19 protein-coding genes are annotated in these 23,646 nt (G+C 35.2%); 3 read left to right on the top strand and 16 right to left on the bottom strand.

Annotation, left to right across the window (positions count from 1 at the left end; genetic code table 11):
• Positions 1-41 precede the first annotated feature (41 nt).
• The 10 genes from C1638_RS05165 to C1638_RS05210 all read right to left on the bottom strand — a co-directional run bounded on the left by C1638_RS05165 (position 42) and on the right by C1638_RS05210 (position 10,662).
• A complete protein-coding gene (locus C1638_RS05165) occupies positions 42-2,549 on the bottom strand; it encodes a M1 family metallopeptidase (RefSeq protein WP_109618795.1) in 2,508 nt (835 codons plus the stop codon).
• Between the two features lie 25 nt (positions 2,550-2,574).
• Complete coding sequence (locus C1638_RS05170; RefSeq protein WP_109618797.1) at positions 2,575-2,793, bottom strand: hypothetical protein; 219 nt, start codon at positions 2,791-2,793, stop codon at positions 2,575-2,577.
• 146 nt (positions 2,794-2,939) lie between these two features.
• Positions 2,940-4,379 carry a hypothetical protein gene (locus C1638_RS05175; RefSeq protein ID WP_109618799.1) on the bottom strand — a complete coding sequence of 480 codons (1,440 nt, stop codon included), beginning with the start codon at positions 4,377-4,379 and terminating at the stop codon, positions 2,940-2,942.
• Between the two features lie 102 nt (positions 4,380-4,481).
• Positions 4,482-5,276, bottom strand: a complete 795-nt coding sequence (locus tag C1638_RS05180; protein ID WP_109618801.1) for a thymidylate synthase — start codon at positions 5,274-5,276, stop codon at positions 4,482-4,484.
• Between the two features lie 145 nt (positions 5,277-5,421).
• Positions 5,422-6,072 (bottom strand): hypothetical protein, encoded by a 651-nt coding sequence (locus C1638_RS05185; RefSeq protein ID WP_109618803.1) that lies wholly within the window; start codon positions 6,070-6,072, stop codon positions 5,422-5,424.
• A gap of 16 nt (positions 6,073-6,088) precedes the next feature.
• Entirely contained in the window at positions 6,089-6,529 is a 441-nt protein-coding gene (locus C1638_RS05190) for a hypothetical protein (RefSeq protein ID WP_109618805.1), read from the bottom strand.
• Positions 6,530-6,678: 149 nt separating this feature from the next.
• Entirely contained in the window at positions 6,679-8,028 is a 1,350-nt protein-coding gene (locus C1638_RS05195; RefSeq protein WP_109618807.1) for an alpha-amylase family glycosyl hydrolase, read from the bottom strand.
• 148 nt (positions 8,029-8,176) lie between these two features.
• Positions 8,177-8,773, bottom strand: coding sequence for an IS1096 element passenger TnpR family protein (locus tag C1638_RS05200; RefSeq protein WP_109618809.1), 597 nt, complete (start codon positions 8,771-8,773; stop codon positions 8,177-8,179).
• Between the two features lie 134 nt (positions 8,774-8,907).
• Positions 8,908-9,939: a sensor histidine kinase gene (locus C1638_RS05205; protein ID WP_109618810.1), complete on the bottom strand. Its 1,032-nt coding sequence runs from the start codon at positions 9,937-9,939 to the stop codon at positions 8,908-8,910.
• Positions 9,940-9,987: 48 nt separating this feature from the next.
• Positions 9,988-10,662, bottom strand: coding sequence for a response regulator (locus tag C1638_RS05210; RefSeq protein ID WP_076352431.1), 675 nt, complete (start codon positions 10,660-10,662; stop codon positions 9,988-9,990).
• A gap of 315 nt (positions 10,663-10,977) precedes the next feature.
• On the opposite strand from C1638_RS05210, the gene C1638_RS05215 reads away from it, so the two are divergent.
• Both C1638_RS05215 and C1638_RS05220 read left to right on the top strand, forming a co-directional pair.
• Complete coding sequence (locus tag C1638_RS05215) at positions 10,978-13,767, top strand: outer membrane beta-barrel protein (protein ID WP_109618812.1); 2,790 nt, start codon at positions 10,978-10,980, stop codon at positions 13,765-13,767.
• Positions 13,768-13,813: 46 nt separating this feature from the next.
• A complete protein-coding gene (locus C1638_RS05220) occupies positions 13,814-15,223 on the top strand; it encodes a beta-helix domain-containing protein (protein ID WP_109618814.1) in 1,410 nt (469 codons plus the stop codon).
• A 366-nt stretch (positions 15,224-15,589) separates the two neighbouring features.
• On the opposite strand, the gene C1638_RS05225 is transcribed toward C1638_RS05220, so the two are convergent.
• The 3 genes from C1638_RS05225 to C1638_RS05235 form a co-directional block, all read right to left on the bottom strand.
• Positions 15,590-16,828, bottom strand: a complete 1,239-nt coding sequence (locus tag C1638_RS05225; protein WP_109618815.1) for an amidohydrolase — start codon at positions 16,826-16,828, stop codon at positions 15,590-15,592.
• An 80-nt stretch (positions 16,829-16,908) separates the two neighbouring features.
• Positions 16,909-17,754, bottom strand: a complete 846-nt coding sequence (locus C1638_RS05230) for an AraC family transcriptional regulator (RefSeq protein ID WP_109618817.1) — start codon at positions 17,752-17,754, stop codon at positions 16,909-16,911.
• Positions 17,755-17,935: 181 nt separating this feature from the next.
• Positions 17,936-19,270, bottom strand: coding sequence for an amidohydrolase (locus C1638_RS05235; protein WP_109618819.1), 1,335 nt, complete (start codon positions 19,268-19,270; stop codon positions 17,936-17,938).
• A gap of 430 nt (positions 19,271-19,700) precedes the next feature.
• Between C1638_RS05235 and C1638_RS05240 the strand changes: the two genes are divergently transcribed.
• Positions 19,701-20,054: a phage tail-like protein gene (locus C1638_RS05240; RefSeq protein ID WP_109618820.1), complete on the top strand. Its 354-nt coding sequence runs from the start codon at positions 19,701-19,703 to the stop codon at positions 20,052-20,054.
• A 63-nt stretch (positions 20,055-20,117) separates the two neighbouring features.
• Here C1638_RS05240 and hemL read toward each other — a convergent pair whose 3' ends face one another.
• The 3 genes from hemL to C1638_RS05255 all read right to left on the bottom strand — a co-directional run bounded on the left by hemL (position 20,118) and on the right by C1638_RS05255 (position 23,462).
• The gene (gene hemL, locus C1638_RS05245; protein ID WP_109618822.1) at positions 20,118-21,407 is read right to left on the bottom strand and encodes a glutamate-1-semialdehyde 2,1-aminomutase; all 1,290 of its coding nucleotides are present in this window, start codon (positions 21,405-21,407) and stop codon (positions 20,118-20,120) included.
• A 72-nt stretch (positions 21,408-21,479) separates the two neighbouring features.
• A complete protein-coding gene (locus C1638_RS05250) occupies positions 21,480-22,538 on the bottom strand; it encodes a glucosaminidase domain-containing protein (RefSeq protein WP_109618824.1) in 1,059 nt (352 codons plus the stop codon).
• Between the two features lie 15 nt (positions 22,539-22,553).
• The gene (locus tag C1638_RS05255) at positions 22,554-23,462 is read right to left on the bottom strand and encodes a 1-aminocyclopropane-1-carboxylate deaminase/D-cysteine desulfhydrase (RefSeq protein WP_109618826.1); all 909 of its coding nucleotides are present in this window, start codon (positions 23,460-23,462) and stop codon (positions 22,554-22,556) included.
• Between the last annotated feature and the right edge of the window lie 184 nt (positions 23,463-23,646).

The raw sequence follows: 23,646 nt of genomic DNA on the forward strand, positions 1-23,646 counted from the left end.
CATTAATAAGAAAAGCCGACAAATTCTGTCGGCTTAATATTTTACTTATAATTTTCTATTGCTTTATTCAAGGCATCAATCTGCTTATTGATACTAACTGAATTCTGTGGATTTTGTTTTAATAGTTCCATCTTTTTACTCAAACCATCTTTCAGCATTTGAACCATCATCATTTTAGCTTGTGGGTTATCTGTCATTTGATTTTTGGCGTACCCTGCTATTTTAGTAATGCTTTCAGTTGCCGCTAGGTTATCTGAAGTCATGATCCAGTTGAAGCCATCTTCCGCAGCTTTTCCTAATTCCGGGTTCTGGAATTTAATAAACGGATAAAATACTGCAATTCGAGCAATATTTGACATTTGGGAAGTCACCTTATTCTTTACAATAATTGGAAGCAATTGTGCCTGTAATTCCTCTGAAGCTCCTTCAAGATCAATTTTGTCTGCAAAATTATTTGCTTTTGATGGATCTACGGCAAGAATAGCACCTAGAGAGTTTCCTTTTACAGCATTTGAAACAGCACTCATTCCTTTTTCAAACATTGGAAGATATTTTTTATCTTTCGTTTTTGCTAAAGCAGCAATAGCAGCAGCCTGCGTTAATGTTTTAGGATCATTAGAAGCTAATTTTTCTACATCAGCACCTAAAGCTTTCATTTGTTCAGGACTTGAAAGATCCATTAATTGTAAAGCCTGAATTCTCACTCTAAAGAATGGATCCTTAAGAGCTGCAGACAATAATTTTATAGCAGCAGGGCTTTTTAACTGGTCTTTTATTCCTGCTAAAGCATTATATTTATTTTTAAACTCCTTGGAGTTTGTAAACTGCATCAGGTTCTGCTCGGGAGTCTTCGTGTCCGTAATCTCTGCCAGTAGAACTCCATCTGCATTGATATTTACCAAATCCGGAGTTTTGGAAACATCAAAACTGAACGTATTCTTTGCTTCAGCATTTACCCAAACATTGTATCTCTTCGGTTTTCCGTTATCATATACATCAATTGCCAGAGGAAACTCAAAAAGTGGATCCTGAGTCTGATTAATCGTAACAGACACTTGTTTTTTTACAGGTTCAAAAGTAAATGAATAGTTGATCTTCGGGTTACCGTTTGCAAAATACCATTGGTTAAAGAACCAGTTCAGGTCTTTTCCTGACACTTTTTCAAAGGAAAGTCTCAGTTGATGAGCTTCTGCATTCTGATATTCATAGGTTTTCAGGTAATCATTCATTCCGGCAAAGAAAGCATCATCTCCAAGATAGTTTCTCAACATATTTAAGATCCCTCCTCCTTTCTGGTAGGTTACCAAATCAAAAACATCTTCACGAGATTCATAATTGAACCTCACAAGGTTCTTCTTAAAGTCAGATGGATTATGGATATATCTGTTCACATCAGTCATCAGGTGATAGTCAGCCTGATCTTTCCCGTATTTATATTCGTTCCAAAGGTATTCGGAATAGTTAGCAAAAGATTCATTTACGGTAAGGTTACTCCAGCTTTCTGCTGTAACCAGGTCTCCAAACCAATGGTGGAATAATTCATGAGCAATGGTGTCTTCCCATGTATTTTCATCGATAAGCTGTCCCGGTTTTTGAAGAATATCACTTCCGTGGAGTGTTGCGGTAGTATTTTCCATCGCACCACTTACATAATTTCTACCGGAAATTTGTGCATATTTTGCCCAAGGATAATCATAGTTCAGTTTTTTGGAGAAAAACTCGATCATTTCAGGTGTATTTCCGTAAATCTGCTTGGCATAAGGTTCATATTCCTTTTCAATGTAGTAATCCACAGGAATATTTCTCCATTTATCTTTTACGATGGCATATTCACCTACTCCCATAAAGAAAAGATAGGTAGAGTGTCTTTTATCCATTACCCAATGATCTGTTCTGAGTCCATTGGCTTCTTTCTGAGAATTTTTTAAAACTCCGTTTGAAAGTGTCACATATTTATCAGGAACCGTCATATAGATTTCCTGTGTGGTCTTTTGGTTGGATTTATCAATTGTTGGGAACCATGCTGAAGAAGATTCAGTTTCTCCCTGAGTCCAGATCTGTGTAGGCATATCCGGTTCTGTTCCTTGTGCATTAATGAAATAAAGTCCTTTTGCATCATTAATAGCCATACTTCCCTGCTGTTTTACTTCGTTTGGACGGGATGTATATTTGATGTAAACTGTATAATCCTGATTTTTCTGATAGGTTTTATCCAAAGTAATTTTCAGGACATCATCTTTATAATCGTATTTTAAAGGAGCTTTTTTACCGTTGTTATCAAGGGCAACTTCATGAATTAGCATTCCCTTTGCATCAAGTACCAGTTCATTAGTAGCGTAGAAGTATGGTGAAGCAGTAAGCCATTCCTCTCCATTCATCTGTTCTTTCTGATAATCGAAGTTTACCTTCAGTTTGGTATGTTTAAGTTCCGTTACTTTGGTATGGGTAGCCCTGTACACTTTTTCTCTTCCTGAAGTTTCAGTTTGTGCTGATACATTGGTGGAAAATAAAATTCCAAGTACAGCAATTGATAAAATGGCCTTTCTCATCTGTCTACTTTATTATTATTTAGAATTATTTTTTTATTATGATGTCAAAAATATCATTAACAAGAGTTTCGTAATCCCCTGTTTTCAGTTGTTCCTTTGTTTTGGCAAAGGCTTTTTTCAGTTCACTTTCCGGGTTTTCATCATCTACTACTTCTGCTGAAGTAACTCCTTTCAATTGAAGTATTGCATTCTTAAGGACTTCCGGATCTACATTCTCTTCAATATTTATTTTTAAATACTTCATGATTTATATTTGTAATTAGATATACTACTAATCCCCTTTTTAAAAGGAATTATAATCCGTTATGGATCTTCTTTCAAATTTAAAACTTATTTTAGAAACAATATACCTGTTTTAGGCATTTTAAGTATTTAAAAACAAGGCTGAAATCATTTCACCCTGTTTATTTTTCCGTTTTGGTAAAGAAATACGGTTGTACAATCCATTTTTCTTTCCACGTTATAAACATGGATTTTTTTGGAATCTATGCCATTCATTTCAGATAGCATTGGACTTTCCCAGTTATTGTAGAAAATAGGTTCTCTAAAAGTAAAGTGCGGATTGGTCTTTAATTCATTTGATATATCATATTTCAAACAGATTTCTCCATTTTCAATATGGTTTCCCTTAAGAGCAATGTTTAATTTGCTGAATAATTCATTGTTAAACCGGCTTGCATAAATCCATGAATTTTTAACACTGATATCTGTGATCATAAGAAGAAAGGCAAGGGTTGCAAAACATACGCTGATTATCTTATTTCCTAATTTCAGCTTAACCAATACATATACAATTCCTGTAATCACAAATAGCGTATAGAAAAGCCTTATGGCTCCAAGGTTTCGATTATCAAATCCAAAAACAGTAGGAATATAGGATGAGAAAAGAAAGATACTTAATCCCAGCAGTATTGAAATCAGGGAAATGATTCCTAAGTTTTTAAAACGATGTAATTGACTTTTAAAATCATAAACAGAAAATACCTTATAAACGACTGAAGACACAATCAATGCGGATATTATTTCTACAATATGAATATTTCTAAGGTTCAGTAATCCTTTATACATTCCCACAAAAAGATCCTTGAAAAACAGTTTAACGGAATAAACAGCTACCTGTACAACTCTTTTAAATTCAAAAATTCTTCCTACTTCATCTCTTTGATAGGAATTAGCAAATAACTCCGGCTGGATAACCTTTCTGAAAAGGACGATGGTACCTGACGTAAGCAGTAAGAATAAGATTCTTTTTTTATTATTCTTGATTAAAAATAAATTCAAAAGAATCAGCGGAAGAAAAATTTCGTAGCTTAAAATGGAGGCAATAAAAAACAGTGAGCTAAGTATTATATTTTTGCGAACGTAGATAAAGTAAATGCTTAATGAGAAAAAGATAGTTGCCAGATTCGAGTTAAGCATAATGGAAGAAAATTGAATACTTGTCCCAATTAAAGAACATGAATATAGTAAAGTAACCAAACTAGCTAATTCTTTGGACAAAATATTTTTGGCAACCCAATAAATGACAATTAGAGAAAGAGGAAAAAAAAGTACACCTAAAAGATAGATGTATTCATTAGACTTGGAAAAAAAAATCAAGGTTCCCGTGACAAAGCCAGACACAGGTCTTGCAGCCATGGTTGTGGAGTCCAGAAAAGAATAAATGTAACTGAAATACGACTCAGAAATTTGCTTTGATTCGTAAAGTTTACTCAGGTCGTCTGAGACTATTATTTTCTCTTTAAAAACAGCCAGGCATATATAAAGATTGTAAACAATTATTAAGATATTCAGAAATATCAGATAACTATTGTTTAATTTTTTTTCCATATTATTTTTCAAAATTTGTGGTGAAAACTACATTTTCACAAGCGTCAAAAATAATGGAAATATACCAATTACAAAAGGATATTAAAAATATCCGGTGACATATTAAATTGCTACCGGAGCTTTGATGCCCGGATGTGGATCATAGTTTTCTAAAGTAAAGTCTTCGAAATCGAAATCAAAGATATCTTTAACGTCAGGATTCAGCTTCATAGTCGGAAGTGCTCTGGTTTCTCTTGAAAGCTGCCTGTTTACCTGCTCAAAATGGTTGTTGTAAATGTGAACATCTCCAAAACTGTGAACATAATCTCCTACTTCCAAATCACAAACCTGCGCTACCATCATCAATAATAGTGCATAACTTGCAATATTGAAAGGAACACCAAGGAAAACATCTGCACTTCTCTGATAAAGCTGAAGAGACAATTTCCCATCTGCTACATAAAACTGGAATAATGCATGACAAGGGGCCAATGCCATATTTGGAATTTCTGCTACATTCCATGCAGAAACGATTAATCTTCGGGAATCCGGATTTTTTTTGATCTGATCAATAACCTCAGTGATCTGATCTACAACTTTACCATCAGCTCCATTCCAGCTTCTCCATTGCGCTCCGTAAACGGGTCCAAGATCACCATTCTCATTTGCCCATTCGTCCCAGATGCTTACCCCGTTATCTTTAAGGTACTTGATATTGGTTTCTCCTTTCAAAAACCAAAGCAATTCGTAGATAATGGACTTCAAATGCACTTTTTTAGTGGTTACCAAAGGAAAGCCTTTTGACAGATCATATCTCAGCTGATATCCGAACACACTCCTTGTTCCGGTGCCTGTTCTATCGGTTTTATCAGTTCCGTTGTCTAAAATATGTTGTAAAAGATCCAGGTAATTTTGCATTTTGAAAGGAATTTTATGGTTCAAATTTACTAAAAAAGCATTCAATATTTGAATGCTTTTTAAAATAGATGCTCACGTTTTTTAGTAAACATTTGTATATCTGTTATCTACAAGTTATTGAAATAATCTATATCATGTTATGGAACTACAATACGGAAACACTAATTTTTTCACTGTTTCCATTGATGGATTTCAGCAGTCCATAACTGTGTTTATCTATAAATCTATCATCAGAGTAATCCAGATTTACAGGACCGAATTTTATAAGTTTCTGAAATTTACTCTGGTCGATAATATCCTTTGTTCCATAATCGATGGAAATATCGCCTATTTTTTTCAACTTACCCATTCTGCTGTTATCGATGACATCATCGGGCCAATAATCTACGTTAAGGTCTCCTATTTTCTTTACTTTACCTGCTTTTTCTCTGGTAAAGGCAGAATCATCCCAATAGTCTACAGAAATATTTCCTATACTTTTCAGTTTACCGTTTTTGGCACTATCCCAGCCCAATTCATCCCAATAATCTATTTTGACACTGCCAATACTTTTAAGCTTTCCATATTTAATCTTATCGAAAGTCTTATCATTATAGTATTCAATTTTACCATTCAGCTCCGGAGCATTAAAATCGGAAATTAACCCCTCAGAATCAAGGGTAATAACAAAATCGTTTACCGTAATTTTTACAGATTCCAGATCATAGGTCTTCCCTGAAACAATGGCTCTCATCTGTGCATTAATCGCTAAACTGCCCAATAAAAAAGCAAGGAGAAGTACATTTTTAAATTTCATAATAGTAAAGATTGATCTACCAGATGTTTTCAATATTCTGATTGATATTGTTGATGGTAAATGTTTCTCCCATTTTCTTGCCAAACATTGCTTTCACTAGAGGAGATTCTGATGAAACTGTCATCATTTTCTGATTTTCAAAAATAATTTCTCCCATTGAAGCCGCCACATAGAACAACCCTTTATTGGTTTTCACCAAAGCTCCGTTCTGAACTTTTTCAGAAAGATCAGCTGTCATTTTTTGTAGAACAGCCTGTTGATTCAGGACTTCATTAAGCTGACGCTGCAGATTATTAATTTCCTGCTGAAGCATTTCTCTACCCGTTTCGTATTTATCTCCCATCGAACTTTTTGTGTCGTTATTAGAGGCACGTGTTTCATTGATCAGGTTTTCGAAATACTGAATCTTATCTGTTAATTTGGCTTTGAGTATGTTTATTATTTCCTGTTTGTTCATTGTAATGATATTGTTTGGTTGTGAGAGGTAAAAACCACTCATCAAAATCATAAATTTTAATTCCCCTCCGACAGAGGGGAATATGGTGCACTTAAAATTCTGTAATTAGGATTTTATAATTTCAGCCAGAATTTCAATGGCCTTAATTTTCATTTTTCAAATACAGCATAATCTGAAACCTTGAAATTGAAATCTTTACTTTCATCAAAGTTTCTTTTAGTTTTTTCAAAAACGTTTCTGAATGTTCCTGATATATTTCCATCTTCAATGGTAAAGTTGACAGGTTCTTTTGACATATTTAAAATGACCAGCACTTCATCTTTTCCATTTTTTCTTACGTAGGCCAGAATCTTGTCATTGGCAGTTGTATTGAGAAGATAGGTGGTAACATTTGAATCTCCGCCTCTCAAAGCAGGATTGGATGCTTTTAAATCTAATAGTGTTTTATAGAAGTCTGCAACCTGGTAAGTTTTACTCCACTTGATGACATCTTTCTCAAAAAACTCCAGCCTTTTCATGTTGGGAAGCTCCTGCCCAGAGTATAATAGTGGAACCCCATTCCATGTTGCTGAAAATACGGCCATAGGTTTTGCAATGACTGCATATTTTTCATATTCTGTTCCGTTCCATGAGTTTTCATCATGATTAGCTGTAAACCAAGCCCTCATTGACTTATCGCCAATATTGGAATATTGTACCAATAAATCTTTCAATTCCTGAAGAGGTTCATTTTTTTTGTAATAATCTGCGGATTTATGCATCCACTTCCAGGAATAGCTTGCATCAAATACCTTTCCGTACTCAGGACTTTCCAGCTCATCAAATTCTCCTAACCAAAAGAGAGGTTTTACTTTTTCTACTTCAGGACGTGCCTGTTCCCAGAAATCAACTTCTACCCATGAAGCGAGATCACATCTGAAACCATCAATATTGGTTTCTGTTACCCAGAACTTCATGGCTTCAATCATTGCCTGACGCATTTCCTGATTTTTATAATCCAGCTCAATGATATCATCCATTCCTGATGCAATATGAAATTTTCCGTCAGGATCTTTTAAATAAAATTCAGGATGTGTTTTTGTCCAAACATGATCCCACCCTGTATGATTGGCTACCCAGTCTATGATCACCTTGAAGCCAAGTCTGTGTGCTTCGTTCACCATATCCTTGAAATCTTGCAGTGTCCCGAATTCCGGATTAATGGAGGTATAATCTGCCGCTGCATAAGGACTTCCCAGACTTCCTTTTTTATTTTGCTGTGCAATTGGGGTAATAGGCATAAACCAAAGTGTTTTTACTCCCATTGATTTCAGTCGGGGCATTTCTTTTGCAAATGCTTTAAAAGTTCCTTCCTGAGTATATTGTCTTATGTTTACTTCGTAGATATTAGTGTTATGTTTCCAGTCTTTTGGCAAATCTGTCATCTTCCCTGTATTTTTTTGAGTGGTACAGGAAACAATTCCCAGACCAATTATGGCTAATAAAATTAATTTTTTCATTAATCTATTTTTAACAAAAGTAAGAATTTTGGTCAGGAAAAGGGTAAAGAAGCGGAGAAAGGCGAAAAGATAAAATCAAGTTGCCCATTTTCAATAAAAAAGCCCCAGATTAAAAATCCGGGGCATATATCTTGTATGTTCTTACATCTTATCTTTCATCATCATTGTCATCTTCATCTTCAAAGACATCATCGTTGTAGTCTTCTTCTTCGTCATCATCGAAGTTGTCATCTTCATCTGAGAAGTTTCCTCCTGATCCAAAATCGTCATCAAAGCTAAAATCATCGTCCATAAGAGGCATTGCTGATTTCTTTTTAGATCCTCCAGCGTTTCCGCTTTTGCTAGGAGCTTTTAAAGGAACATTTCCAAACCTGAAAACGGTAATTGGATAGGTAACTCCTTTTTTATCCTCAATACTCTCTACAAGTTCACAATAAAACTCCCAAAGATCCAGTAGCCCATATTGGAATTGTGCTTTGTCTCCAGCATTTTCAAAAGCCTCATCAATGTACACATCTGACATAATCTCGCCATCACCATCATCACTCATATCTTCGAGTGGGACACTTTTTACGATTGTTCCATCACTCTCTAACAGATTAAAAGCAGAAAGCTCTTCTCCTTGCAGATTGAACGCACTTTTAATTCCTAAATGTAAATTCCATAACGTTTGTTTTCCTTTAACTTCAATATCACGGAAAATATCCTCTTTCGCATCTAATATTACGCGGATTTTGTAAACCATATCAGTTTCTTAAATTACTTTTTTGCCTTTATAATTATGATAAATCTCTGGTGCAAATATATAATAAATGACATGTGACAAAAAAATATTTCAGGATTTTTTAAATTATTTTTTTTTCTTACATTTTGACGAAATTATTTACTTTTTTCGAGCATAAAACTAAACTTTGTTCCCTCGAGATAAACACTTTCTACTGTAATATTTTCATTATGAGCTTCAAGGATATGCTTTACAATAGCTAATCCTAATCCTGAACCTCCTTCTCTTCTGCTTCTGCTGGTTTCTACACGGTAGAATCTTTCAAAAATCCTTGGGAGAATTTCAGATTTGATTCCCATTCCGTTGTCTATCACTTCTATCAGCACCTTATTTTTCAAGACACTTGTCTTTACTATAACCCTTGCTTCCTGCCTGTTCGCATAATGAATGGCATTTGAAATAAGGTTAATAAAGACTTGAGAAATCTTTTGTTTATCAGCTTCCACAAAGATTTGTGGATGAAGAGTCTGAATCTGTAAGGTTGTATTATGTTTTTCTGCTTCAAGATCAAGTAGATCAAAAATCTCTTTGATAAGAAGATTGACGTCAAATTTTGAAACTGTAAGATTAATTTCTCCGGCTTCAAGCCTGTTGATCATATCAAGGTCTGTAACAATGGCAATAAGCCTTTCTACAGATTTATCGATTCTTTCCAGGTATTTATCACGAATGGTAAGATTATCTACTCCTCCGTCTCTTAATGTTTCTACATAGCCCTGGATGGAAAATAGCGGCGTTTTAAGTTCATGGGAAACGTTTCCGATGTATTCTTTACGGTAGCTTTCCATCTCTTTCATCATGTCAATTTCTGTCACTTTCTGCTGATTCAGGTCTGAAAACCTTTCTCCCAGTTCCTTGATGGTAATATTTTCATCATGGTCGTGCACAATCTCCTGAGGAAGAATCCCGGAAAGTCCTTTTACCTGCTTCCTACCGTAATAATTGAACAAAAGCTCCAATACGACGCAATTGACAATAAAGATCAGGATAACACAGATTAAAAGCCCTGTTTTAAACAAAGGGGTTTCGTAATAGATGTCTTTAAGTGAATCGAAAACGACCACCAAAAAGAGCATTACCAGAGTCAAAAGACTGGAGGCAACAAGTGTAAGTCTGTAAAATTTCAATTTTACAAAGTTTTAATGATTGAACGTAAAGTTAAGGTTTCTAATTGATTAAACGATTAGTTTATATCCAATTCCTTTTAAAGTCTGAATGGTATTGATTCCTAACTTTTCTCTTAATCTTCTGATGTGAACGTCAATAGTTCTTTCTCCTACGATAACATCGTTCCCCCAAACTTTTTCCAGAATTTCTTCTCTTTTGAAAACTTTTTCTGTATTGGAAGCCAAAAGATAAAGTAAATCAAATTCTTTTTTAGGAAGCAGAAACTGCTGTCCGCTTTTGGAAACCCTGAAATTATCTTTATCAATAATAAGATCACCTATTTCGATCAGTTTTGCATTATCAGAAACCTGAGAGGTTAATTGTAGTAATGCGTTTACTTTAGAAATAAGAATTTTTGGTTTGATTAGTTTTACGACATAATCGTTGGCACCTGCCTGAAAACCGGCTAATTGAGAAAACTCTTCACTTCTTGCAGAAAGGAAAACAATCAATGTTTTTTGAAGTTCTTTCACTTTACGAAGTTCCTGACAAGTTTCAATGCCATCTTTTTCGGGCATCATTACATCTAGGAGGATCAGATCCGGAATTATTTCTTTTGCTTTTTCTATACCTTCGTTACCATTGGTAGCTGTATAAATATCATAACCTTCCTTTTCCAAATTGTAAGACAGAATCTCTAAAATGTCCAGTTCATCGTCTATTAAAAGAATTTTTTTGCTCATCTTCTAGTTTAAGAATTCCCACAAAAGTAACTATTTTCCGTGGTCTTCCTTATTTATGTTATGTTAACTAATTATTAAAAAACATATCATCAGTTTTGAATTTCAAAATCGATAATAAAAACAGTAAATAAATACATATAAATCAAATATACGAAACTATTATTATAATAAACAAAAAAAATATAATTATAAAAAACAAACATCAACAATAAAAAACAACCATCATCTATTAATACAAACTTCACAATTAATTAAGATTCTCCTAAACTTTTCCTGAAAAGTTAGCCCTTATTTTGCCCCTGAAAAAGAAGTAAAATGAAAAAACAACTCCAAAAGAGTATTACGCTACTTGCTTTGTTTTCTGCGGGCCTTGCTTTTGCACAGAGCCAAGTGTTAGAAGGCAGGGTATTGGATGAGAAAGACAACACTCCTATAGAGGGTGTAAAAGTAAAGGTGAATGATCAGGAAGTAACTACTGATATTGCCGGATATTACTCAATCAATCTATCCCCTGGTACCAATTACATTATAACGGTAAGCTCTAACGGATACAACAGAAAGGAAATAAGTGAAGTTATTGTAAAAAATGATGGTAACACTCACCTTGATATTGTTTTAGATAAGCCCACTACTAAGGAGAAAGAAATTGAGGGAGTTGTAATAAAATCAAATGCAAGAAAAGAAACCATAGCTTCTACCATCGGTTTACAGAAAAATTCTGGTGTAGTTTCTCAGGTTATTGGTGTTGAAGCTATTAAAAGAAGTCCGGATAGAAACACAGGAGAGGTTCTGAAAAGAGTTTCCGGTGTGAGTTTATTTGATGGAAAATATATTGTAGTAAGAGGTTTATCAGACCGTTATAATCAGGCCATGTTAAATGGTATTCAGTTATCCAGTACGGAGCCTGACAGAAAGACATTTTCTTTTGACCTTTTCCCGGCCAACGTTATTGAAACCCTGGTCATTAACAAAACCTTTATTCCTGAATATACGGGAGAATGGGGAGGCGCATTGATCCAGGTAAATACTAAGGATATTCCTAATAAGAATTTCTTTAATGCACAAATAGGTGTAGGAGGAAACTCTATCACGATGGGGCAAGAGTTCCATATGCAAAAAGGTGGAAAATGGGACTTTCTAGGAATTGATGACGGTTACAGAAAGCTTCCAACCAATATGCCTGCAAAAAATGCATTCACGATCTTAACTGAAGCTCAGAAAACAGAAATAGGTAAAGGATATACCAAGAACATGGGCTACAATAGTGTAGGTTATCCTGAAAACATAAGTTTACAGTTAGACGGAGGTTTCAATTCTAAGTTATTTGGAAAGGATCTGGGAGTAATTGCAGTATTAAATTACAGCAACAATAAGAGAAGAACTGAATCTACCAACCGTTTCTTTACCATCAACAATCAACTTGCTGATACCAACTTTGATTATTTCACTGAAAAATACAGCAATGATGTTACCTTGGGTGGAATGTTGAATTTTACTTTAAAACTTAACAACAACAATAAAATTTCCATCAAGAACATTATCACCAATAACTCGGTGAATCATATGTCTTTCAGATCTGGAAAGGATTTTGAATTTGATCCTATCAACGGAACGAATATCATAGCCAGAGAGACAGGATTTAAAAATACAACATTCTATAATTCTACTCTTACCGGAACTCATAAAATAGATGCCCTTGGCGGATTTACCGTAAACTGGTACGGAAGCTTCGGGATCCTAGACCAATACATTCCATTGCTACAGCGTTTGCAGTATAACCAATATACCAATATGGAGGGAAGTCCTTATCTGGCATTGATTTCTAATGGTCTTTCTCAAAAATCAGGAAGTGTTTTCTATTCTACACTAAGCGATTATTTATACAATGCTGGTGGTGATATTTCTAAGACATTTACTTTATTTGGACAAAAGCAAACCATCAAAGGAGGATATTTATTCCAGGTAAAAGACAGAATATACAATTCAAGACCATTCTCTGTAAGGCTTGAAAGATACAATCAAGGATTACTTTCTCAGCCTTTTGAAACTATCTTTAATCAGGAAAACTTTGGAACTGACGGTAGATTTACATTCGATGAAATTGCCGGAAATCAGTACAGATATATTGCCAATACAATTCTTAATGCAGGATATTTACAGTTTGACAACAACTTTACGCCTTGGTTAAGAGCCGTATGGGGATTAAGAGTTGAGAACTTTGACCAATTAGTAGGAAGCACGAAAAAAAGCGATGATCGTTTTGTAAACACTCGTGTAACAGACTTTTTACCTGCGCTTAACTTGACATTCAAAGTAAATCCTAAAATGAATGTACGTCTTGCCGGTTCACAAACTGTTGTAAGACCTGAGTTTAGAGAGGTTTCTCCTTTGGCTTATTATGATTTCGACTTGGGAGCTACTGTAATTGGTAGTAAAAATATTGAAAGAACTAAAATTACCAGTGCGGATCTTCGTTGGGAATATTACCCAAGAAACGGTGAGATCTTCTCTGTGGCAGGTTTCTATAAAAACTTCAAAAAGCCGATCGAGCTTTACTTCAACCAATCCGGGGTAGGAACAAGTAACACGTTCAACTACCTTAACGTAGACAAAGCTGATGCGTATGGGATAGAGGTTGAATTCAGAAAGAAACTTGATTTCATTTCTGCACTTAGAAACTTTACACTAGGTGGAAATGCTTCCAGAATCTGGAACAGAGTAACGGATGAAACTACGAAAATTGACAGACCGATGCAGGGACAATCTCCTTACACGATCAATGCCAGTCTTCAGTACGATACTGAAAAATCAGGATGGTCTTCTACGGTACTTTTCAACATGATCGGAAGAAGAATTCTTTATGTAGGAAATGATCAGGTTCCACCAATCTGGGAAGCTCCAAGACCCCTTTTAGACTTCCAGATTGCTAAAAAAATATGGAAAGATAAAGGAGAGCTAAAACTGAATGTTTCAGACATCCTGAACCGTCGTGCTAAGTTCTACCATGATCTTAATGACAATGGTAAATATGACAAAACAGATGCTCTTGCTATAGAAAGAGTAACAGGGACCAATATCAGTTTAACACTGGGGTACAAATTTTAATATATCCAATAAATAATCTAATAAAAATAATTTAATTCTTTATAACATGAAAAAGTTCGTTTTATATTCTTTAATGCTTAGCGCTCTAGTATCAACTACCGCTTGTAGAAATATAGAAGAAGATGGACCTACCATCGTTCAAGGTGGTGGCAACGGAAACGGAGAGACTGAAAACCTTATTCTTTCAGGAAAAATCACATCAAGTCTTACCCTTAAAGCTAATAAAATCTATAAGCTAAGAGGATTAGTATACGTAACTAACGGAGCTACTTTAACCATCGAGCCAGGTACAAAAATTGTAGGTGAAGCTGATAAAAACGGAGCTTTAATTATTACTAAAGGAAGTAAAATAATGGCAGAAGGTACTGCTGCTAACCCTATTATCTTCACTTCAGAAAAACCAAGTCCGAAAAGAGGAGACTGGGCAGGTGTTGTTATCTTAGGAAATGCACCTACTAACGCATCTTTCGGTGGTGCTAACGGAGTAGGAGAAATTGAAGGAGGTATCAATAACTCTGAAGGTCTTGGACTTTATGGTGGAACTAATGCTGCTGACAACAGTGGTATCTTAAAATATGTAAGAATTGAATATGCAGGATATGCTTTCTTACCAGACAAAGAGGTTAACGGACTTACATTCGGAGGTGTAGGTAACGGTACTACAGTAGATTACGTAGAAGTTGCTTATGCTAATGATGATAGTTTTGAGTGGTTCGGAGGAACGGTAAACTGTTCTCACCTTATTTCTTACAAAGGTCTTGATGACGATTTCGATACTGATAACGGTTTCTCAGGAAATATTCAGTTCGGTATTGCAGTAAGAGATCCTCAGGTAGCTGACGTTTCCGGTTCTAACGCATTTGAATCTGATAATGATGCTAATGGTTCTCCTCTAACACCTCAAACATCTGCTACATTCTCTAATATGACGATCATTGGGCCAATCAATTCTTCAAGCCCAGGTTCAATCAACTCATTATTCCAGAATGCATTGCAGATCAGAAGAAACTCTTCTATCTCAGTATTTAACTCTGTTTTCACAGGATTCCCGGTTGGTTTATTCGTTGATGCAACTAAAGGAACTCCAACAGATAATAATATTGTAGGTAATAAACTGTTTTTCGAAAATAACATTATAGCAGGAAGTACAACTCCTTTAAAATTCGGAGCTTCAACTTCTACCCCAACAAGTTATACATTGAACGACCTTACAACGTGGTTTAACGCTAAAGGAAATACAATCTTAGCTTCTACTGCTGATGTAAAACTTGCCGGTGCATGGGCTCCTGCAGGAACTACACCAAACTTTACTCCAGCTGCTGGTTCTCCACTATTAACAGGAGGAACATTTACAAATCCTAAAGTAGCTACTTGGTTTACTCAGGTAACTTACAGAGGTGCTGTGAAAGATGCCAATGATACTTGGTATGCAGGATGGACAAACTTCAATTTATAGAACAATATAGTAATTAGATTTTATTCAATAAAAAGCCTTCGGAAAGATTTTTCCGAAGGCTTTTTTTTACTCGATTTTCAAAAATGATCAACAATAGCCATATTGAATGTTAAAACGTGTTAACATTGAAAATTCAAATTCTTATAATTCCAGAGAGATAAAATAACTCCACCTTCCCATATTTGACTTAATTTTCAAGGTTTGCTTTAAAATCGGAATAATCTGGTGTATTTATTTGTCTGAACAAAATAAATTTCATTCTTATTAAATACAACAATATAGGAACATAACTCATAAAAAAGCCACCGGAAAATTCCGATGGCATTCACAAAAAACAAGTGTATAAAAAATATATATACATTTCATTTAACTTCTCCAAAACAGATTCCCATCATGCATCAGGGCTTCTATTTTAGAGATTCTGGAAACAGCTTCTGCAGAACATGAAGCATCTGTAAGCACAATGGCGGCTTCATCACCAGTCTTAGGCCATTGCTGATTTCCTTTTTCATCCAATGGAAGAATACTTTGAGTCGCAAATTGCAAAGCTCTTGACAATGCATATTCTGTAGCATATCCGTACAATTCTGCAATAAGATTGGCTTTCTGCAACATATTTCCGGACCCGAAAGTACTCCAGTAGTCCTGAACATTATCATTTCCAATCAGCACATTTACGCCATATTTCTTTAGCGTTGGAATCGGCATTATTGTTCCTTTAAAAGGTACAGAAGAAGCAATTCCTACCTTTCCTGCTGCCAGTCTTTCTGCAATCTGCTCAGCTTCTTTTGGAGAAAGATGTGCCAGTGCAAACGCGTGGCTAACAAAAGTTTTTCCCTGAAGTGCTGGATTTTCAATCGCCTTATCAATCAGATAATTGATTGTTTTCATTCCGGACTCTCCTACTTCATGAAGATGAATATCAATTCCTTTATGATGATCAAGAGCAAGTTGTACTGTAAAATCCATGACTTTTTCAATACTTCCGTCTATACTCAATGGATCTAATCCTCCTATAAAACCAACACTTTTTAGCTTGGCAGCTTCTTTCATTAAAGGAGCCGAGGCTGTATAATACACACCATGCTGTGGAAAGGCAACCAACTCTGCTTTAAAGGAATCTTTTTTATTTTCGAGAGCCTGTTCCAAATGCTCAAGAGATTGTAATCCTGAGGTAGGATCAATATTAAAGTGTGTTCTCGCAAAATGAGTTCCATAGTGCTGTTGAAGATTAATCAACTGCTCTGCCCTGTCCACTGAAGTTTTTAGCAATTCCGGAATGATTTCCTGTTCATAGGCAATCATATCCTTTACTGTTCTTCTTTTCGGAGAAAGAGCCTGCCATGGAAGACCATACAATGTTTTATCCAAATGGATGTGCATATCCCTAAAAGCAGGGAGCATTAAATATCCCTTGGCGTCTATTGCATCAGAAGCAGGATCATTTGCTTTTACAGTCTTGATCTTTCCCTCTTCAATTTCAATACTGAAAAGGTTTGTTTTTGTTCCGATTACTTCTTCATTTTCATATTCAAAACCTGTTTCCAGGCGGACATTTTTCAGGGAATATTTTCCTTTTGCAGTTAATTGATAGGGAAATTGCATTATTTAATATTTTAACACTACAAAATTACACCGGCTTCTGTTGAAAACCGGTGTATCAATTATGTCTTGTTTTGTATAAATTATTCCTTGAATTGAGAAGGTGTCATTCCGGTCTGAGCCTTAAAGAACTTAGAAAAACTGGCATGATCATAAAAACCAAGGTCGTAAACAATATCTTTTACAGACATTTCTGAAACTTTTAAAAGGCGCTTTGCTTCCAGTAGAATACGATCCTGAATAAGGGATGACGCGGAAGCATTGAGATTCTTTTTACAGACGATATTAAGATAATTAGCAGAAATATTCAGTTTATCTGCATAAAAAGAAACCGACCTTTCTGTCCTGAAATGTTCATCAATCAGATGCAGGAATTTTGAAATGATCGGGTTTGAATTATAAACTTCAAAATCCTTAAAGGCTCCCTCCATGGATTGGCTTACCAATAAACCGATCAACTCACTTCTCTTTTGAATAAGTTCCCAAAAGATGTTTTCTCCAGATAATTCTTTTTGAATAGCCTGAAATTCATATAAAAAAGTCAGAAAAACCTCTTTGGAAAGATTGATGACCGGATGGTTCTGATAATAAGAAGCTGAAAAGCGCAATGAAGGCAAAAAACTTTCAAACCAATCTCTGCTGATCATCAACTGGTAGCCTATTGTTTCTTTTTCGATCACCCATTGATGTACCTGATCAGGAAAAACAAGATGAATCTGATGATCTCCTACCTTATATTCCGTAAAATCTATAGTATGTGAACCTACTCCATGGTCGAAAAGGTTAATGATAAAAAAATCATGCTTGTGGGGATCATCAATGGAACGTGCGCCGTAAAGTTCATTAAACAGCAAATTACAGCCCTTAAGCTGGTTCTCACTAAACTCCTGAATTCCTAAAATGGGAAAATGATCTGTATGATAACTCACGCTACCTGAATTTCTCTTAAAATTAATAAAATTTATGAGAGAAAAAATTAAAATAGCCACAAAAGATACAATGCACCCTTTGTGGCCAAAAAACACTAACTAAATTATATATCTAAATTTTTAATTAGCAGACCATTACATACTGCTAACAATATTTTTTAATCTTATTTAGACTAAGAATTTAAAAAACAACATTCCCCTGATGCACCAACGATTCTACATCTGATATTCTTGATACTGCTTCTGCAGAACAGCTTGCATTCAACAAAACAAAATCTGCCTTATCACCTGTTTTAGGCCATTGTTGAGTCCCTTTATCATCCAAAGGAAGTACATTTCCCGTTGCCAGCTTTAAGCTTCTTGATAATAAAAACTCGGTTGAATATCCATACAGCTGTGCCATCAGGTTAGCTTTCTGAAGTACACTTCCGGTCCCGAAAGTATTCCAGTGATCCACAATACTGTCATTTCCTGTTAATACCGTTACATTATGTTTGTATAATGTTGGAATAGGCATAATCATTCTTCCAAAAGGAATAGTAGAAACAACCCCAATTTGTGCTTCGGCAAGTTTTTCGGCTACTTCTTCCTGTTTGGCGGCTTCTAGTTTAGCTAAGACAAAACAGTGGCTTAGGTAAGTTTTTCCCTTTAAAGATGGATTTTCATTTACTTTTTTAATAAGGTATTCAACCGTTTTCAATCCGGAATCTCCTGTTTCATGCAAATGAATATCTATTCCCTTTTTATTATCCAAAGCCAATTGAACCGTGAAGTCCATCACTTTTTCAATGTCTCCGTCTACATTAAATGGATCTACACCACCAATGAAGTCAATATCCATCTTTGCTGCCTCTTTCAGGTAAGGAGCTGAGTCTGTATAAAACACTCCATGCTGTGGAAATGCCACCAATTCAGCACCGAAGCCTTTCTTTTTATTCTCTAAAGCTTTTTGCAGATTTTTTAAAGACTGAAGCTTTGAAGTTGGTTCAATATTTACATGGCTTCTCGCGAATGAGGTTCCTTTCGATTGTAATAATTCAATCATTTTTTCAGCTTTAAATGTTGAATTCTTAAGCATCTCAGGAAGCATTTTCTGTTCAAGTTCAATCATTCCTTTCACCCCTCCTGTTCTCTTTCTTACAGCCTGCCAGTGATCTCCATAAAAAGTTTTATCCAAATGAATGTGCATATCTTTAAATGCAGGAAGCATTAATAATCCCTTGGCATCTATAGCTTTTGCATTAGCTTGATTGGGAGCAATCTTGATGATCTTTCCGTTTTCAACTTCTATGTAAAACAGATCAGTCTTGGTAGCAGAAACTTCTCCCTCGTCATATTCAAAACCGATTTCTAAACGAACATTTTTAAGGCTCAGTTTTCCCTTTGCTGAAATATTTTTCTCATCAAAAAAAGGTGATGCCGTCATAATATTAGGTATTAAGGTTAATCCCGCCATTGCCAATGCTGAATTTCTTATAAAATCCTTTCGGGAGATATTATTGTCTGAAGTCTTCATTTCCAATCTATTTATGACAAAAATAAAAAGAACTGTCCTGAACAAAGTGTATGGTTTATTACAAAATCTGTATGATTTATACTTTCTTGATTTTATACTAATACCATTGCAATATTTTTGGATTAGCAGATGGAAATAATTAATAAATCTGTTTAAACTTAACCATAAAAGTCACAAAAGTTTTTATTTTTTAAACACTTGAGTACACTTTAGAAAGTATAAGGAAATACTGCACAATTAAGTTCACATAAGATGAAAATCTTTAGTGTACTTCTTATACACAAAGTGTATCACTTAAATAACTTACGTGTTTAAAAAGCTTTTGTATTTCCTTTGTGGTTTAATAAAAAATTTAAACAGATTTAATATAAGAATTCTACCAATTAAGCATCATTCCATAACTTTCTTCTTATTTTTGAAAAAAAATTATATGAAAAAAATTATAAGCATTATTTCGGTATCTGCATCAATCTTTGTAACCGCACAAACAGGGATTAACACCCCAAATCCAAAAGCTACTCTTGATGTGACTGCAAAAAAAGAAATCTTAACCATTGATGGGCTATTGCCTCCCAGATTAACACGTGCAGAACTTACAGAAAAAGGAAACACTTTATATGGAATAGAACAGGATGGTGCCATTATATATATTACCAATCCTTCCGGAGGAGATAATTCAAGCCAAAGAGAATATATTGAAAGTAAAGGACTCTATATCTTTGATGCCGAGGCTGCCAATAAAGAAGGAAGATGGATGTGCTTATTCTGCTATGGTATTGTATAAAAAAACTTAATTACTCATAAAAAATACAAAAAGAGACTGCCTTGTAGGACAGTCTCTTTATATTTATAAATTAGAATATTCAAATTTTCTTACTGCTTCCAGTGTCATGTCAATTTCTTTATCCTTGATTGCATCACTGATGAAGTAAGTTTCATAACCACTTGGTGGAAGATACACTCCATTCTGAAGCATCTGGTGGAAGAAGTTATTGAACAATGAATGATTAGCTTCCTGTGCTTCATCAAAGTTGGAAACTCTATTGATGTGGAAGAACACAGACATCATTGATCCTTTTCTGTTGATTTTATGGGCAATTCCTTTTTCATTTAAAATCTTTCCGATCTCAAAATCTAAGGTTTCTGTTGTTTTATTTAATCTGTTGAAAAATTCTGAATCGTTTTTAATCAGTTGAAGAGTTTTTAATCCGGCTCTCATTGCCAAAGGATTTCCACTTAATGTACCTGCCTGATATACTCCTCCTTTCGGTGCCAGGTGGTCCATAATTTCGTTTCTTCCTGCAAAGGCTCCCACTGGAAGTCCGCCTCCGATTACTTTTCCATAGGTTACCAAATCTGCCTTAACATTGAAAAGCTCCTGCGCTCCTCCAAATGCTAATCTGAAACCAGTCATTACCTCATCAAAGATCAGTAAAGCTCCATTTTCATCACAGATTTTTCTAAGGTTTTGTAGGAAATTATTTTCCGGCAATACGCATCCCATGTTTCCGGCAACCGGTTCAATAATCACCGCTGCAATTTCTCCCTGATTATGACGGAATAAATCTTCAACCTGCTCAAAATCATTGTAACGAGCCAGTAATGTATCTTTAGCTGTACCAGCTGTTACACCCGGAGAATTTGGATTTCCAAAAGTTGCAGCTCCACTTCCCGCTTTAATCAGAAATGAATCTGAATGACCGTGGTAACAACCTTCAAATTTTACAATTTTATCTCTTTTAGTATACCCTCTTGCTAGTCTGACAGCACTCATACAAGCTTCCGTTCCCGAAGAAACCATTCTGATCTGGTCTATATTAGGAACGTTTTCAATGATGAATTTTGCAATCTCCGTTTCAAGTTCTGTAGGAGCACCGAATGAGAATCCTTTTTCTGCCTGAATTTTCAGTTCTTCCAATACTTCAGGGTGGGTGTGCCCTAAAATAGCCGGCCCCCATGAATTGATGTAATCGATATACGTATTATCATCTGCATCGGTAAGGTAAGCCCCCTTTGCCGATTTCATGAAAACGGGAACTCCGCCCACAGATTTGAATGCTCTTACCGGAGAATTTACTCCTCCCGGAATGTATTTATAGGCTTCATCAAATAAAGCCGAACTTCTTTGGTACTTCATATATTTGTTGCTGGCTGACGGTTCTTGATTGACGCGTAAATTTTACTGTCAATGATAAACCATCAACACAAATTAGTTTCTTGGTTTTTTATCGATCAAATAAATCAGCTGCCCTGCAGATGGCTGTTGTCCTTCATCCATTCTGTTTTTGGCATATAACTTATGTAATTTGATCCCGAATTTCTGGGCGATATCATGCATATCTTCACCTGATTCTGCCTTGTAGGTAGCCGTATTTCCTGCAGAGTTTTTAGATTCAAGGAAAACAATATCGTTTTTCTTCAATTCTTCATTCTCCAGCTCATTCCACTTCATCAGTCTGCTTTCGCTTACTTTAAATTTATTGGCAATGAATTGAACATTGGTATCTTCAGGAATGATGATATATTTCAAACCGTCATTCGGGTGGCTTTTGATAAGAATAGAATTAAGAATCTCAGCTTTTGTCTTGATTCTTTCTACTCTTTTTTGCTGTTGTGCATAGGAAGTCTGTTTGTACGGAACTTCTACGGTAACCGGTTCCTTGGCTTTCTTGATTGCCTTTCCAGGTTCCAACTGAGCCATAAATGTTCTGTCGTCTTTCAGATCCGGATACATTTTAAGGACAGCATACAACACTTCTTTAGAATTGGTGTTGTCGTATTCGTATAATTTATACTTTTCAATTTTCGTGATCAGGATTGAAGCATATCGTGGATTGGTTGCATATCCAGCTTTTTTTAAACCGGTAGCCCACGCTCTGTAATCCTTCATATCAAGCTTGAAAAGATTAGCGTAATATTTTCTAGTGGATAAAAATATGGAATGATCTTCATAAGATTGTCTTGGATCATCATACACACGGAAACATTCGTTGGGAGCATCGTCCGTATGTTTCATTGTTTTACCTGTCCAATCTTCTTTACATTTTATTCCGAAGTGATTCTTACCCTGTTGTGCTAATCTGCTTTGCCCACCTCCGGTTTCCAGGAGTCCCTGAGCAAGAGTAATAGAAGCCGGAATTTTATATTTTTCCATCTCCTCTACTGCATATTTAGCAAAATTCTGAATGTACTGATCTTCGGTTGCCCAGCCCTGGGCAGAAAGTTTTGATAAAACTAAAAGGCTTATTGATAGGAAAAGTCTTTTCATGTTTTTCAATTTTACTTATATAATTAAATTTCTATTCTGTTTTTCTAAAAGCAAATTTGCTCCCTCAATTCCCTGCAATCCACCTGTATGAAAGCACAAAATTCTACTGTTTTCAGGAAAATACTCTTCATCAATCAGTTCAAATATCTTCTGCATCATCTTTCCTGTATAAATCGGTTCTAAAGGAATTTCATATTTTTCTTTGAAATCATTGATAAAACGGATATTTTCATCACTTATTTTACCATAACCTCCAAAACATGAATCTATTAGATTAAAATTATGTTTCAAAGTTAATTCAAAAATTTTATTTTCCAGTGAAGCATCGTCAACAACCTTACATCCTATAACTTTCTGATTATCTTCACAAAATTTTGAAATTCCGGCAATGGTTCCTCCGGTTCCAACTGCGGTGCAAAGGTAATCAAAATCTTTTGTTTGCTCATTGAGCATCATTTTTACGCCTGCCACAGCCTCTTCATTGGTTCCTCCTTCGGGAACAATCAGTGCTTCAGGAAACTCATGTTGCAGAAATTCAGTTAGCTTTTCTTTATGTCGATATTCTTCGCGGGTGACAAATTTCAGGTTCATCCCGTTTCTTTTAGCAAAAAGCAATGTTGGATTATCACGCCATTTGTGCTCCAATTCTTCTCCTCTTATGATACCCAATGTAGGAATACCTGCCAAATTCCCTACTGCTGAAACAGCAGCAATGTGATTGGAAAAAGCACCACCAAAAGTAATAACATAGGGCTTTTCCGGATTCTTTTCCAGGTAATGATTGACATTGTAAAATAGCTTCCAGTATTTATTTCCTGAAATCTGTGGATGAATAAGATCTTCTCTTTTTATGAAAAGTCTTACATTTTTATGAATTGAAATTTCCTGAATGGGAATCTGTTCTGTCGGGAATTTTAATAGCATTTTAGTTTTTTGTACTATTCATGGGTTATTATTGCAAAAATAGGAAAAGATTTAATTTTAAATAACCACACTGCTGATGCCTGTAAGTATTAAGTTTTGGCTAAAGCCAGATGAATTTTAATTTATTCATTGGTTAAAGCGGATTAAAGCCCACCCAAATTGAATATTATGACAGCTATTGATA

The sequence above is a fragment of the Chryseobacterium oncorhynchi genome (assembly GCF_002899895.1).
Taxonomy (GTDB): domain Bacteria; phylum Bacteroidota; class Bacteroidia; order Flavobacteriales; family Weeksellaceae; genus Chryseobacterium; species Chryseobacterium oncorhynchi.